Origin of the sequence: Candidatus Accumulibacter sp. ACC012 (assembly GCF_907163155.1) — a bacterium.
Lineage (GTDB): Bacteria > Pseudomonadota > Gammaproteobacteria > Burkholderiales > Rhodocyclaceae > Accumulibacter > Accumulibacter delftensis.
Genome location: NZ_CAJQUC010000022.1, coordinates 110190 through 122696 on the forward strand (window position 1 = coordinate 110190; position 12507 = coordinate 122696).

General features: G+C 62.0%; 12 protein-coding genes and 2 tRNA genes. 6 read left to right on the top strand and 8 right to left on the bottom strand.

Annotated features, from left to right (window positions below):
* Positions 1-63 precede the first annotated feature (63 nt).
* The 3 genes from QZ648_RS21320 to QZ648_RS21330 form a co-directional block, all read right to left on the bottom strand.
* Positions 64-2508, bottom strand: a complete 2445-nt coding sequence (locus QZ648_RS21320) for a mechanosensitive ion channel domain-containing protein (RefSeq protein ID WP_291998231.1) — start codon at positions 2506-2508, stop codon at positions 64-66.
* Positions 2509-2662: 154 nt separating this feature from the next.
* Positions 2663-3187 carry a hypothetical protein gene (locus tag QZ648_RS21325; RefSeq protein ID WP_291998232.1) on the bottom strand — a complete coding sequence of 175 codons (525 nt, stop codon included), beginning with the start codon at positions 3185-3187 and terminating at the stop codon, positions 2663-2665.
* 93 nt (positions 3188-3280) lie between these two features.
* Positions 3281-5002 (bottom strand): FAD-dependent oxidoreductase, encoded by a 1722-nt coding sequence (locus QZ648_RS21330; RefSeq protein WP_291998233.1) that lies wholly within the window; start codon positions 5000-5002, stop codon positions 3281-3283.
* 145 nt (positions 5003-5147) lie between these two features.
* On the opposite strand from QZ648_RS21330, the gene QZ648_RS21335 reads away from it, so the two are divergent.
* Positions 5148-5366, top strand: a complete 219-nt coding sequence (locus QZ648_RS21335) for a hypothetical protein (protein ID WP_291998234.1) — start codon at positions 5148-5150, stop codon at positions 5364-5366.
* 385 nt (positions 5367-5751) lie between these two features.
* Here the strand turns inward: QZ648_RS21335 and QZ648_RS21340 are convergent.
* Together QZ648_RS21340 and QZ648_RS21345 are read right to left on the bottom strand one after the other, a co-directional pair.
* Positions 5752-5827, bottom strand: a tRNA-Glu gene (locus QZ648_RS21340).
* Between the two features lie 21 nt (positions 5828-5848).
* Positions 5849-5924: transfer RNA gene (locus tag QZ648_RS21345), tRNA-Ala, on the bottom strand.
* Positions 5925-6088: 164 nt separating this feature from the next.
* Between QZ648_RS21345 and QZ648_RS21350 the strand changes: the two genes are divergently transcribed.
* Entirely contained in the window at positions 6089-6277 is a 189-nt protein-coding gene (locus QZ648_RS21350) for a hypothetical protein (RefSeq protein WP_291998235.1), read from the top strand.
* On the top strand, positions 6274-7239 hold the full coding sequence (locus QZ648_RS21355; protein WP_291998236.1) for a patatin-like phospholipase family protein: 966 nt from the start codon (positions 6274-6276) through the stop codon (positions 7237-7239). Before QZ648_RS21350 ends, QZ648_RS21355 begins: the two co-directional genes overlap by 4 nt.
* A gap of 79 nt (positions 7240-7318) precedes the next feature.
* On the opposite strand, the gene nhaD is transcribed toward QZ648_RS21355, so the two are convergent.
* The 3 genes from nhaD to QZ648_RS21370 form a co-directional block, all read right to left on the bottom strand.
* Positions 7319-8782 (bottom strand): sodium:proton antiporter NhaD, encoded by a 1464-nt coding sequence (gene nhaD, locus QZ648_RS21360; RefSeq protein ID WP_291998237.1) that lies wholly within the window; start codon positions 8780-8782, stop codon positions 7319-7321.
* 95 nt (positions 8783-8877) lie between these two features.
* Positions 8878-9480 (bottom strand): response regulator, encoded by a 603-nt coding sequence (locus QZ648_RS21365; protein WP_291998238.1) that lies wholly within the window; start codon positions 9478-9480, stop codon positions 8878-8880.
* Entirely contained in the window at positions 9473-11050 is a 1578-nt protein-coding gene (locus QZ648_RS21370) for an ATP-binding protein (RefSeq protein ID WP_291998239.1), read from the bottom strand. Before QZ648_RS21370 ends, QZ648_RS21365 begins: the two co-directional genes overlap by 8 nt.
* A gap of 284 nt (positions 11051-11334) precedes the next feature.
* Between QZ648_RS21370 and QZ648_RS21375 the strand changes: the two genes are divergently transcribed.
* Genes QZ648_RS21375 through mnhG form a run of 3 tightly spaced genes read left to right on the top strand, consistent with a single transcriptional unit; the run spans position 11335 to position 12499 of the window.
* Positions 11335-11814, top strand: coding sequence for a Na+/H+ antiporter subunit E (locus QZ648_RS21375; protein ID WP_291998240.1), 480 nt, complete (start codon positions 11335-11337; stop codon positions 11812-11814).
* Positions 11814-12098 (top strand): monovalent cation/H+ antiporter complex subunit F, encoded by a 285-nt coding sequence (locus QZ648_RS21380; RefSeq protein ID WP_291998241.1) that lies wholly within the window; start codon positions 11814-11816, stop codon positions 12096-12098. Before QZ648_RS21375 ends, QZ648_RS21380 begins: the two co-directional genes overlap by 1 nt.
* Positions 12099-12103: 5 nt before the next feature.
* Positions 12104-12499: a monovalent cation/H(+) antiporter subunit G gene (gene mnhG, locus QZ648_RS21385; protein ID WP_291998242.1), complete on the top strand. Its 396-nt coding sequence runs from the start codon at positions 12104-12106 to the stop codon at positions 12497-12499.
* Positions 12500-12507 lie beyond the last annotated feature (8 nt).

Here is a 12507-nt window from a genome sequence, read left to right on the forward strand (position 1 = left end):
AGCGAGAATGTACCGCCGCCGGCGGTCTGCAACAATCGCCAGTAATTCGAATCGGGGCCAGCGCTATGCCTCTGGCGGGTCCTCGCGAGCAGTGGCTGGTCGTGGAAGCACCGGGGCGCGCTCGATCCGCAAAGGCCCACGGAAATTGATATCACGCTGAGGAAAGGGGATTTCGATGCCCTCTTCGCGGAACGCGGCATCGATGGCACGATTGATGTCGCTGATCACGCGCTGGCGCCGGTCGACTTCGCGGATAAAGGCGCGCAGCTCGAACATCAGCGCGCTGTCACCGAAGCTCAGAAACAGTGCATAAGGCTCGGATAGCTCCGGGTTGCCTCTGATGACTTCCGGGTGATTGTTGGCGACCTCGTGAAGCGTCTCGATGACTCTCTCGACGTTGCTGCCGTAGGCAACGCCTATGGGTACCGTGATCCTTCCCCAGGTGTTGCGCAGCGTCAGGTTGGTCACCTGGCCTGAGATCAGGTCCGAGTTGGGCACGATCACATCGGCACGTTCCAAGGTGCGTATGGTCGTCGTGCGTATGCTGATGCGCTCGACGTAACCCTCGGTGCCGCCGACGATGATCCTGTCGCCGGACTTCACCGGCCGCTCCACCAGCATGATGATGCCAGATACGAAGTTATTGATGACATTCTGCAGGCCAAAACCAATGCCCACCGACATCGCACCGGCAATGATGGCCAGATTGGTGAACTGGATGCCGGCGATCGATAGCGCGACGATGACCGAAAGAGCCACTGCCAGGTAACCGAAAGTGGTGACCAGAGCTTCCCGTGCGCTGTTCTCCATGCGTGTATTGAGCAACCACTTCGACTCCAGTCGGCCCTTGAACCAGCGAGTCAGTGTGAGCAGGACGACTAGCGCCAAGATGGCCCACAGCAATTGACCGGGGACGATGTTTACGCCGGCGACCTCGAAGCCCTCGCTAAAATAGCGCAGGATATCGTTGTTGATCTCTCCAGCTCCCCAGACACGCAACACCAGCAAGGCGATAGCAATCCACAGCAAAAGCTTGAGCAGCAGTCGCAACCAGTACAGGCCGGGCACGTACTCGTCGCCCTTGAGTCCGATGGCCTGACGCAGGGTTTTTTGCCAGCGATAGCGTCCCTCGTCCAGGCCATCGAACAGATCGGCGAAAAACCGACTCGCCACCAGGGCCAGCCCGAACAACAGCAAGCTGACGCTGACGCCGTTGATTATCAGCCTCTCGAGGTTCGCATAGCCGATCCAGCCGGCAAGCAGGCCAGCGAACAAGGCCAGGCTGATCAGCAGTGGGGCGGACCACTTGTCACGCCAGTCATGGAGCCGGCGCAGCAGCCAGATAACCCAGATGACATTGAGAACCCAGAGCAGATCGAAGGCCTTTCTGGTTAGCGAAAACATGATCTCGCTGAGCAGGCCCTCCGCCCGGAGTTCTTGCACCAGCCACCAGGTCAGCGCCAGCAGGAGCAACATGCGGCTGCGCCGGCCTAGCGGCCGCGCAACGCTTTCCGACAAGCTCAGATAGTAGGTCGCGGGCCGACAGGGGCTGAGCAGGCTTCGGATACCAACCACGACAAGGAAGTAAGCCAGCAGGCCGTAAACCAGTTTGGCGACAAAGGGCAGATCGCCACCGGCGCGCGGAATGACCGCCACATAAGCGCTGAGACCGCCCAGAGCAAGCAGAACGGGCGCGTAACTGATGGCGCAGGCGACAAGCGCCTGAACAAGTCCGGCCGAGACGTCCCCATTCTCGACCTTCATGGCGGCCACCTGAGCCAACTGCCGGCGCTGCACACTGCGGCCGAGGAAAAAGCCCAGCAAGCCAAGAGCCGCGGCAGCGGCCAAATGCAGAGGGCCAAGCGCATGCCAACCTGTGGATCTCGCCGCCAGTTGGGTCGTAAAGTCCAGCCAGCGATCCGCCCCATCCAGATTGGCCTGCACCAGATCCACCAGGCCCGGTCCGCGCACCAGTAGCTGCCGCGTTTGCAGACGGCGCTGGTGATGGTCCACCTGTGAGTCCAGATCGTCAGTGCGTAGCAGCAGCAGTTTGCAGCGGGCAATACGCTCTTCCAAATCGGCTTTCCGGCGCTGCGAGTCTTGCAACGGCCCGCCGTTAGCGGACGAAACCGGTTTTTCAGCTTGCTCGCTGGATGGGTTCTCTTTGCCCGCCCCGCCGTCCGCGCGGCTATTTGGGCCGAGGATGGCCAGCTCGCGGTCCAGCTTCTTGACCTCCAGGGTCGCCCCTTGCACGCAGTCCAGCGCGCTGGCACGAACCGTGGCGACTTGCGCCTCAAGCGTTCTCAGCTCCTGCTTTGTCGCTCTCCCTGCAGAGTCGAGCTGACGTTCAATTCGATCGAGGGCTGCCGTCGCCTTGCTCAGAAGCTCAAGTCCCGGCGCCTCCGCTGCCGCCGCAGGGATCAGCAGCGCCGAAACCAGCAACAAGACCCAGACCGGGCAGCGCACAAAGCGGCGGAGAAAACGGTGGCTCGCATTACGGATCGGCATATTTCTATTCCAGAGGTGGCAACTCAAAAAACACAGGCATAAGACCTTTCCAGGCGGTGGGAAAAGGGCGATTGGTGGGTCGCGTAGGCGACTTTCACGGGAAGGGGAAGCCCGAAACTTGTTGGCCGCTCATCCGTGGCGAGCGTTCAAACATTCATTGGCGAGGTCGTGCCCGGAAAAACAGAGCCCATATCTTGTCCGTACCCACGACCCGCCCAAGCTCCCTGATGGCGAAGAAGGGGGTCAGGGCCACAAAGATGACCAGAGACCCGGCGAGCAATTCATGCGCGCCCTGACCAAGGAATTCAAGCAAGCCGCCGCCGAAACCCTTGCCTGTCCATAGTCCCTTGAACCCATGCTCACAGAGCGTGAACACCACAACCAGAAGGGTGAACATGACGGTTTTGTAGAGCGCCGGAAAAATCAGGGGCTTGTCCTCGAGGCCACGACCAATACGCAGCACAGAACCGATCATGATCACCTTGCCCAGAATGAACGCCTCGACAAGCGCTATCCAGTAGTTCGTGTAGCTAATGTCATGGGCAGCGAGGACCAGCCGGCGATACTGCGTGAAAGCGGCAAACACCAGGGTCAGGTAGATAACGATGGTCGCGTACTCGCCGAACTCGTGGAAGACTTTCTCCTTCCAGTGCCCACCTTTCTGATCACTACTGCTCATTGCTCGCTCTACCTCAACAAAGAGACATGAACTCGCCGCCCCAGGCCGCCTCCTGTAGGCGGTTCGATTCTCCTGCTGGAGGGGCGCTTCCCTTCAGTCCTCCAGCAAACGCGTATGGAAGCGCGAAAGCATGCCGCCAGCGATCGTCCTTGCCTTGAAGCCGTTTTGCAGAAGGACACGGGTCGCGTAATAGGCGCGCTGGCCAGAGCGGCAGATGACTTGTATTTCCCGATCGCGCGGCAGCTCGCCAAGGCGGGCACGGATCTGTCCAAGCGGAATGTTAACCGCGCCGGACACACTTTCCACCGCCAGTTCGGTCGCTTCACGCACATCAAGGAGAAAGCCGGCAGCGCTGCCATCCCAGTGACCCGATGGCATATCACCACGCAGGATGTCGGCGGCGACCATCCCGGCGAAGTTGACCGGATCCTTGGCGCTACCGAATTGTGGCGCGTAGCAGAGTTCTGCTTCCTCGAGATCGTAGATAGTTGCCCCCATCTGCAACGCCATCGCCAGCGCGCTGACCCGCTTGTCGACGCCATCCTCGCCGAGTGCCTGCGCGCCGAGAAGGCGCCCATCGCTCCTGCGGAAAAGAACCTTCATGGCGATCGGCCGGGCGCCCGGGTAGTAGCCGGCATGTGAATTCGGATAGAGGTAGATCTTCTCGTAATCGCTATCGCCAAGCCGCTTGAGTGTCTTTTCACCGACGCCGACCCAGGCCGCCGCCGCACCAAACAGGCCGATAATCGAGGTCCCCTGGGTCCCCCGATAGCGCGACTCACGTCCCGCGATCACGTCGGCCGCGATACGTCCCTGGCGGTTGGCCGGCCCGGCAAGGGCGATCAGGCTCCATTCGCTGGTCACGAAATCCCTGACCTCGACGACATCGCCGACGGCGAAGATATCTGGTTTGCTGGTGCGCATCTGTTCGTCAACGCGAATTCCGCCACGCTGCCCGATTTCCAGGCCAGCCGTTTTCGCCAGCGCCGTATCCGGGCGAACTCCCAAGGCGAGGATAACGATGTCGGCAGGATGGGTTTTGCCGGATTTCGTCAATACCTCAAGTGCGCCGTCGCCCGTCTGCTGGAAGCCGGCCACCCCGTCGTTGAGCGCCAGGCGAATGCCGTGACGTTCGACGTAGCCTTCGACGATGCGGGCCATGTCCAGATCGAGCGGTGCCAGGACCTGATCGAGCATCTCGACGAGAGTGACGTCAAACCCTCGGTGCACCAGGTTCTCCGCCGTCTCCAAGCCGATGAAGCCGCCGCCGATAACGACCGCGCGGGTTTTTGGCCTGACCGTCTGGAAACCGGAATACTTGTCCATACCACCGAGGAACATGGAGCCGCGCTCTATCCATTCGCGAATCGCGCGCGCATCGGGAACGGTCCGCACCTGAAAAATTCCCGGCAGGTCGATACCCGGCAAGGGCGGGCGAACGGAAAGCGCACCTGGCGAGAGTACCAGCTTGTCATAGGACTCGGTACTCACGTCACCGCTGGCCACGTCGCGCAGCGCGATGGTCTTGCTCTCCGGGTCGATGCTGACTGCCTCGCAAGCGGTACGCACATCGATGGCGAACTGTCTGCGAAAGGTATCGGCCGTCGCTACCATGAGGCTCGATTCCTTCTCGATCACCCCACCAACATGGTAAGGCAAGCCGCAGTTGGCATAGGAGACGTAGGGACCCTTTTCCACCATGACGATTTCCGCGTTTTCGTCCAGGCGCCGTAGCCGCGCGGCGCACGAGGCACCACCCGCCACACCACCGACGATGACAACTTTCGTTTTTCCTGCCTGCTGTGATCTTTCCATGGCTCACCCTTCCGTTCGGTTGATATCTACGCCTTCCGCCGCGAGGGTGTAAGTTCATGCCCTTAGCTAAAGCCAGATTATCGCAATCGCGCGCCGGTACGCCATACATTTCAGAGGGGCTTCCTGCAATTCCAGAGGTATCTCCGTGCGCTCACTGAAACAAGCAAAATTGGGCGATCAGCGCGACATCGTCGGCTTCGACCTTGGCATTTGCATGGGCTTGAAAAGCGAGTGTTGCAGCGACCCCCAACAGGCAAAATTTCCCCATCAAGACGCGGCGGATCTCGCGCAGGATATTGCATCCTCCGTGCCTGTCTTCGTCATGCCGAGCTTACTGGCGCTGGCTCGCCGATTTTCGCCCTGACGCGCCAAGCACTGGCCCCAAAGTAACTTAGGCGAGTGCCGGAAAGGAAGGTACGGATTGCGCCAGCTTTTCGATTGCTCGAAGGCTGAGCCAGACAAGGGACCGATCGAACTTGCTTCGGCAAATCGAGTCGCTGGAAAAGGGAGCTGACGGCATCGCGGCGAAGCGCGCAGCAATGGCGTCCGACGCGGCAGCGAGAAAAACCTGTGGCGATAGAAGGCAAAACACCACGCGCGGCAGCGGCGAACCCTCTGCCGTGATCGAGGCGACGAGCCACGCGGGCCGCTTGAAGCGACTTGGCAATCGATCGGCCAGCTGGTCGCCAAAAACTGCGCAGCGCCAGGCTAGGATCACACCGGCCCGCTCGTGCAACGCGGGCAATTACTGGCATCCCCACGGGGATTCGAACCCCGGTACCTACCGTGAAAGGGTAGTGTCCTAGGCCTCTAGACGATGGGGACCCGGAACTTCTTTCGGCTTGTTGGTGGAGGTACGCGGGATCGAACCGCGGACCTCTTGCATGCCATGCAAGCGCTCTCCCAGCTGAGCTATACCCCCGCGCGAAAGAAGCCGGCATTATAGGGATCAGCACCCCGGCTGTAAAGCAATACGCGACGAATCAGCAGCAAAGCGGACGAAACGAAGGAAGAACTTGCCCCAGCTTTTCGTCGCCCGTTAGACTCGCCACTCAAGTACCACTCGACCACCGCAAGGAACATGCCATGCCCGAAGCCTCCTGGCTGCTTTTCGTTGTTGCCTCGCTGGTGCTCGTCACGACTCGCGGACAAGGCATGATCCTGGTCGTCTGGCCCCGCCGCGTCGGTAGAGGGGTCACCTTCGCGGCAAGCTCGCCGCGCAGCTCGCGCAAGCAGTCCGGCCTGTGCTTTAGCGGCCAGATACGGTGGCCATGACCCGGCCACGCCTCGGCCTTGCGCTCGGCAGCGGGTCGGCGCGCGGCTGGTCGCATATCGGAATTCTCGGCGCGCTCGCCGAGCGCGGGCTCAGGCCCGACGTGATTACCGGCGCCTCGGTCGGCGCACTCGTCGGCGCAGGGTGCGCAGCCGGCCGTCTCGACGCCCTTGAACGCTGGGTGTGCACGCTCACGCAGCGCGACGTCTGGCGCCTGGTAGACACGACTTTTCGTGGCGGCGGCGTGATGACCGGCAATCGCCTGATGCACACCATCGCCAAGCAGATCGGCGACGCGCCGATCGAAAGCTTGCCGATAGCCTTCGGCGCGGTGGCGACAGATCTCTACACGGGCGAGGAGATCTGGCTGCGTGAGGGCTCGTTCATGGCCGCCGTGCGTGCCTCCAGTGGCCTGCCGGGTCTCCTGGCGCCCACCTGGCACCAGCAGCGCTGGCTGATCGACGGCGGCGTGGTGAATCCGGTTCCGGTCTCGCTATGCCGGGCCCTTGGTGCCGATCTGGTTATTGCGGTAGACCTGCGCCGCTCGCTCACGACGATGGCCATGCGCGCAGCCGAGGGCATTAGCGACAGTCAGGATCGGAAAATGGCAGCGGGAAGTGACGCCGCAGTCCAGGCGACCCCCGAAGCCAGCGCCGAGGGCATTGCCATTCTGGGCAAGTGGGCCGGCCTGGTGGACGGCCTGGTGGAGTCCTTCCGCAGCAGGCGCAGCGATCCCGGCCTATTCGAAGTCATGAGCGGTGCCGTGAACATCATGCAGGACCAGATCACGCGCAGCCGCCTGGCCATGGACCCCGCCGACCTGGTCCTGCGCCCGGACCTCGCAGACTTCCAGTTAATGGACTTCCATCGCGCCCGCGAAGCCATCGACATCGGCCGCCAGCACGTTGAGGAGGTGGCCCCGCAAGTCGAGTCGATTGCTGCTCAGCTGCTGTCGCGACGGTAGGCGAACACGGCGAGAACTGCACAAGCGGCGGCGGGGGGGCTTGCCGCTTGTCAGCGCGAAGGGCCAAAAACCAGGCTATTCAGGTAAACGCCTTGGCATTTACCAGGAAGTGCACCCAAATACTGGCCGCGTAGCCCAACAGAATCGCCCAACTCCACTTGAGGTGGGAGAAAAAGGTGTAGACGCCGCGCGCCTGTCCCATGACCGCAACTCCGGCAGCGGAACCAACCGAAAGCAGCGAGCCACCGACGCCGGCAGTCATCGTGACCAGCAGCCACTGACCCAGGTCCATGTCTGGCTGCATGGCCAGCACGGCGAACATCACCGGGATATTGTCGACCACCGCGGACAGGAATCCGACCAGGATATTGGCTGTCGTTGCGCCGAGCTGGCCGTACATCAGTTCCGAGCCCAGCGACAGATAGCCCATGGTACCCAAGCCGCCGACACAGAGGATGACGCCGTAGAAGAACATCAGCGTATCCCACTCGGCACGTTCCAGAGCCTTGAAAATGTTGTACTGGCCAGCAGCACTGCCATGCGCTGGCACGCTCGACACCGCCGGCTCCATTGCCAGAGCCGTGTCGCCCAGGTGCTCCCCTGCCGGGCGGTCGCTGAAGTGTGCGCGCCGCTTGAGGTAGTAGCCGTAGAATTTCAGCACCCCCAGGCCGGTCATCATGCCCATCACCGGTGGCAGGTGCAGGAAGTTGTGGGCGCAGACCGCCATGACGATGGTGCCCAGAAAGAGGGCGACGATGACCCAGGCACCATGCTGCAGTACCGCCTGTTCCTTGACCGGATCAGGCGATGAATTGCCGATGGCCAGGCTCATGATTGCCGCAGGAACCAGCCAATTCACCACGGCAGGAAGGAACAGCCGGAAGAACTCGCTAAACTGCACCAGGCCTTTCTGCCAGACCATCAGCGTCGTGATGTCTCCGAATGGCGAGAAGGCACCGCCAGCGTTGGCGGCAATGACGATATTGATGCAAGCGACGCCGACAAACTTCTTGTTGCTCCCGCCGACAGCGCTCGCCACCGTCGCCATCAGCAAGGCGGTGGTCAGATTGTCGGCGACCGGCGAGATGGTGAAGGCCAGACCGCCGGTAATCCAGAAGATGGTGCGCAATGAGTAGCCCTGCGTGACCAGCTTGACGCGTAGCAGATCGAAGACACCACGCTCCTCCATGGCGTTGATGTAGGTCATTGCCGCCAGCAGGAACAGGAACAGTTCGGCGAACTCGAGCAGATTGTGGCGTACGGCGATCTCGGCGGTATGCGTGTCGCCGTTCTGCGCATAGACAATCGCCACCAGTAACCAGATGATCCCTGCCGCAACCATCACCGGTTTGGACTTGCGCAGGTGCAGTGTTTCTTCGGCAATGACCAGCCCGTAGGCGAGAAAGAACACGGCCAGCGCAGCGAAACCGGCCCAGTGAGTGGTCAGGTCGAGCATCAACGACGGGACTGCTTCAGAGGCGAGAGCAGCCAGGGGAAAACAGGCGGCGATGATGGCCAAAAACATGCGGTGCGACAGGTACATAAGTCGTTTCCTTCCTCTTGACTGCAATGAACAGGCTGCTAACTCGCAGCCCACTTTCGGTGCGTGACGGACAGCTCTTCGTGGCGGCTCTATTGTCAGCGCTTGCGCAAGCTGTTCCTGACCAGTTGCGCGACGCCATCGACATTCAGCTTCTGCATCACTCGCGCTTTATGCACTTCCACGGTGCGCGGACTGATGCCCAATTCTTCGGCGATATCGCGGTTGTGGCCACCGGTGACGATCAAATCCATGACTTGGCGTTCGCGCGGCGTCAGCGTCGCCAGCAACTCGGCAAAGTCGCTGCTCTGCTCGCTTTCGTGCCGGCTCGACTGGTACTTCGATAGGGCATCGTCGATCGCTGCCGTAAGTTTTGCCTGGTCGAGGGGCTTTTCCAGAAAGTCGCAGGCCTGGGCCTTGAAGGCCTTGCAGGCCGATTCCACGTCGCCGTGGCCGGTGATGAGGATCACCGGCAAGCGGCTACCGAGCTCGAGCAGGCGCCGCTGCAGAGCTAGCCCGTCCATGCCGGGCATCCGGATATCGAGGAGGATGCAGCCTCGCCAATCCGGCGACACGGCCTGCAAAAAGCTCTCGGCATCGGAAAAGATAGCCGTGCGGTAGCCGCGCAGACTGAGCAGCAGGCCGAGCGAATCGCGTACCGAGGAGTCGTCGTCGACGATGAAAACCGTCAAGTCAAGCATGTGCCGGAGTCTTTTCGAAAGGTAGCAGAAGGCGGAACACGCCACGCGCCCCGATCTCAGCCCAGAGCTTGCCACCATGCGCCTCGGCGATGGCCCGACTGATCGCCAGGCCCAGCCCGAGGCCACTTGACTTGGTGGAGCTGAAGGGCTCGAAGAGCCTGCTCACGGCCTCACCGGTGAGGCCCGGGCCGCTATCCTCGACGCGGATGCAGATCCGGTCGCCGTCCTCCGGGAGCGCAGAGACGCGCACCCTACGCTCACCGGGCGGCTGCTCGGAAACGGCGTCAAAAGCGTTAGAGAAGAGATTGCGCAGCACGACTTCGAGCTGAGGCCTGTCGGCCATCAGGACGCCATCCGGGACCGGTTCGAGGGTGAGTTCGACGCCGGCTTTGGCGGCGCGTCTGGCGAATGGGGCTGCCGCAGCGGCCAGCAGGGCGCACAGCGAAACGACTTCAAGCTTGGTAGTGCCGGTACGGAAAAAATCGCGCAGTCGACGCACGACCTCGGCGGCGCGACACGCTTCGGCGACCATCAAGCGGATGCTGCCCGTCAGGCGGTCACCGGTCTCGCCGCGGGCGAGGAGTTCTTCGCAGGCCGCTCCATAGGCGGACAGGGCGGTGAGCGGCTGGTTCAGCTCATGCGCCAGGGCGCCGGCCATTTCGCCAGCGGCGGCGAGGCGCAGGGTCTGGCGAAGCTCGGCGCTGATACGCTGCTGCTCGTCGACCACCACGCCGATAAAGAAACCAGCCAGCACCAGCACCACGGTCACGGCCTGGATCTCCAGCACCGAGCCGGCCGAAAAGCCTTGCCAGTAGACGACGACGATCAAGCCGACCTGGATCACCGCGGCGCTGAGCACGGCGCCGGCCAGGCCTTGCCGAGACGCGGCCCAGATAATCGGCAGAAAGAGCAGGTAGAAATACTGGAAGTCCGATTCGGCGCCGTGACCGACGGCCACCCACAAAGCCATCGCCGCCGCCAACACATAACCCAGGGTATCGGGTCGCCAAAGTGTTACCCGCAGCAGTGTCCGACCGCTCTCGTCGAAAAGCATCCAGAGCAAGGGCATCGAAACCAGAATACCGACGCCATCGCCTATCCAGAAGCGGCCAACCGCCTCACTCCAACCCGCCAACGGCACCACATCGAGCGCCACCAGGGCCAGGACGAAGGCCACACTGGTGAGCAGCGTGCCGGCAACAACGATCCCCGCCCAGCGCAGCAGGCCGAAACGATCAAGGAAGATGGTCGGCCCACGCAGCCGGCGGCGTAGCGCCTCGCCGATGGCGCCGTAGCCGAGCGCCAGCATGAGAGCAATGGCGACCGATGCCGGCAGCGACGCCGGCAGGCTTCGGACGCCGATTTCGGCGAACAACACCGCCACCGCCAGCAGCAGCACAGCCTGCCAGCCATAGCGCAGAATGAACACCAGGGCCAGCGCTGGCGCCGGATTCCAGGGTGTGATGTACTGGCCGTGCAGCGGATGGAAGAAGCTCATCCAGTCGAGCGCAACGTAGCCGGCAATCAACAGCAGGGCATCGGTCCAGGACAGTCGGATTGCGCCGATCATCGCCTCCTTCAGATCGTTACTGCAGGCGTTCAGCCGGCAGCAGCCGAATGGCTGTGTACACTACGTACAATTACCTACGTGAAACATTTATTGTCCCTCAGAAGAGGTCGCTCCGGGGCTTGCTTCACCTAATTTGGCAAGAACCTGCCGTGTCCTGAATTCCGTACGCGCTAGCCCGTATTTTCAAGAACACCCTATCTGCTTATCATTAAGCTCAGTTGGGCGCCAGTCACCGTCGGTTATGGTTCGCCGCTCAATTGAATCCGGCGATGTGGAGAGTCCGCGTGTTCTATTCCTTGAGTGCTTTCGTGAGCCTGTTTGCTTTTTGGCTGCTGCTGTCGGGCTTCTTCACGCCTTTCTTGATTGCTGTTGGCGCCGCCGGCTCATTGTGCGTGCTGCTCTTCGCACACCGCATGGACGTCATCGATCACGAAGGTCACCCGGTGCACCTCGGCTGGCGAGCCCTGTTCTCGTACTGGCCGTGGCTGCTCAAGGAGATCGTTCTCTCGGCCTGGGACGTCAGTCGGCGCATCCTTGATCCACGCCTGCCAATCTCGCCGACGATGACCCGCTTCAAACCCTCACAGGACAGCGAACTGGGTCTGGTGATCCATGCCAACTCGATCACCCTGACCCCGGGAACGATCACCGTCGAAGTGGCCAGGGGCGAACTACTGGTTCACGCGCTGAGCGCTGAGGGCGCGGCTGGCCTGGCCGGCAGCGAGATGGACCGACGTATAGCCGCCCTCGAGAGACCCTCCTGATGTTTGCCACGGCGACCTTGTTTCTGTTGCTCACGGTCAGCCTGGCGCTGATGCGGGCAGTGATCGGCCCCTCGGTCTTCGATCGCCTCCTGGCGACCAACACCATCGGCACCTGCACGGTGCTCTTGCTGGCGGTCATCGGCTTTCTCACGGAACGACCGGAGTTTCTCGACCTGGCCTTGGTGTACGGGCTGCTGAACGTGATCGGCACCGTTGCCGTGCTGAAGTTCTTTCGCCAGGGCAACCTCGGCGATCCGGGCAATAGCGAAAAGGCCGGGCAGTGATCGGCATGCTGATAGACGGTCTGAGCTGGGCCTGCCTGATCGCCGGCGGCGTGTTCTGCTGCATCGGCGCAGTTGGTCTGCTGCGCATGCCTGATTTCTACACCCGCACGCACGCGGCCAGCGTCACCGACAGCGTTGGTGCCGGCCTGATTCTGCTCGGCCTGATCCTGCAGGCGGGACTTACGCTGGTCGCCGTCAAGCTGGTAATGATCGGCCTGCTGCTCTTCTTCACCGGCCCGGTTGCCGTGCATGCGCTGGCCAAGGCCGCCTTCAACCGCGGCCTGAAGCCGCTGCTGGCCGACACGGACCGTAGCGCCAGCGCCGCATCGCCTTTGCAGCCCATGCCCACCGACGAGCAATTGCCGACGCCCGGCCTGGAGGAAGCGCCATCGAAACCCTGATCATCAAC

What these genes read in the sequence shown, in the direction of transcription:
- nhaD (WP_291998237.1), bottom strand. Translation starts at nt 8,782, where the DNA reads ATGTACCTGTCGCACCGCATGTTTTTGGCCATCATCGCCGCCTGTTTT.
- QZ648_RS21320 (WP_291998231.1), bottom strand. Translation starts at nt 2,508, where the DNA reads ATGCCGATCCGTAATGCGAGCCACCGTTTTCTCCGCCGCTTTGTGCGC.
- mnhG (WP_291998242.1), top strand. Translation starts at nt 12,104, where the DNA reads ATGCTGATAGACGGTCTGAGCTGGGCCTGCCTGATCGCCGGCGGCGTG.
- QZ648_RS21380 (WP_291998241.1), top strand. Translation starts at nt 11,814, where the DNA reads ATGTTTGCCACGGCGACCTTGTTTCTGTTGCTCACGGTCAGCCTGGCG.
- QZ648_RS21365 (WP_291998238.1), bottom strand. Translation starts at nt 9,480, where the DNA reads ATGCTTGACTTGACGGTTTTCATCGTCGACGACGACTCCTCGGTACGC.
- QZ648_RS21370 (WP_291998239.1), bottom strand. Translation starts at nt 11,050, where the DNA reads ATGATCGGCGCAATCCGACTGTCCTGGACCGATGCCCTGCTGTTGATT.
- QZ648_RS21355 (WP_291998236.1), top strand. Translation starts at nt 6,274, where the DNA reads ATGACCCGGCCACGCCTCGGCCTTGCGCTCGGCAGCGGGTCGGCGCGC.
- QZ648_RS21330 (WP_291998233.1), bottom strand. Translation starts at nt 5,002, where the DNA reads ATGGAAAGATCACAGCAGGCAGGAAAAACGAAAGTTGTCATCGTCGGT.
- QZ648_RS21325 (WP_291998232.1), bottom strand. Translation starts at nt 3,187, where the DNA reads ATGAGCAGTAGTGATCAGAAAGGTGGGCACTGGAAGGAGAAAGTCTTC.
- QZ648_RS21350 (WP_291998235.1), top strand. Translation starts at nt 6,089, where the DNA reads ATGCCCGAAGCCTCCTGGCTGCTTTTCGTTGTTGCCTCGCTGGTGCTC.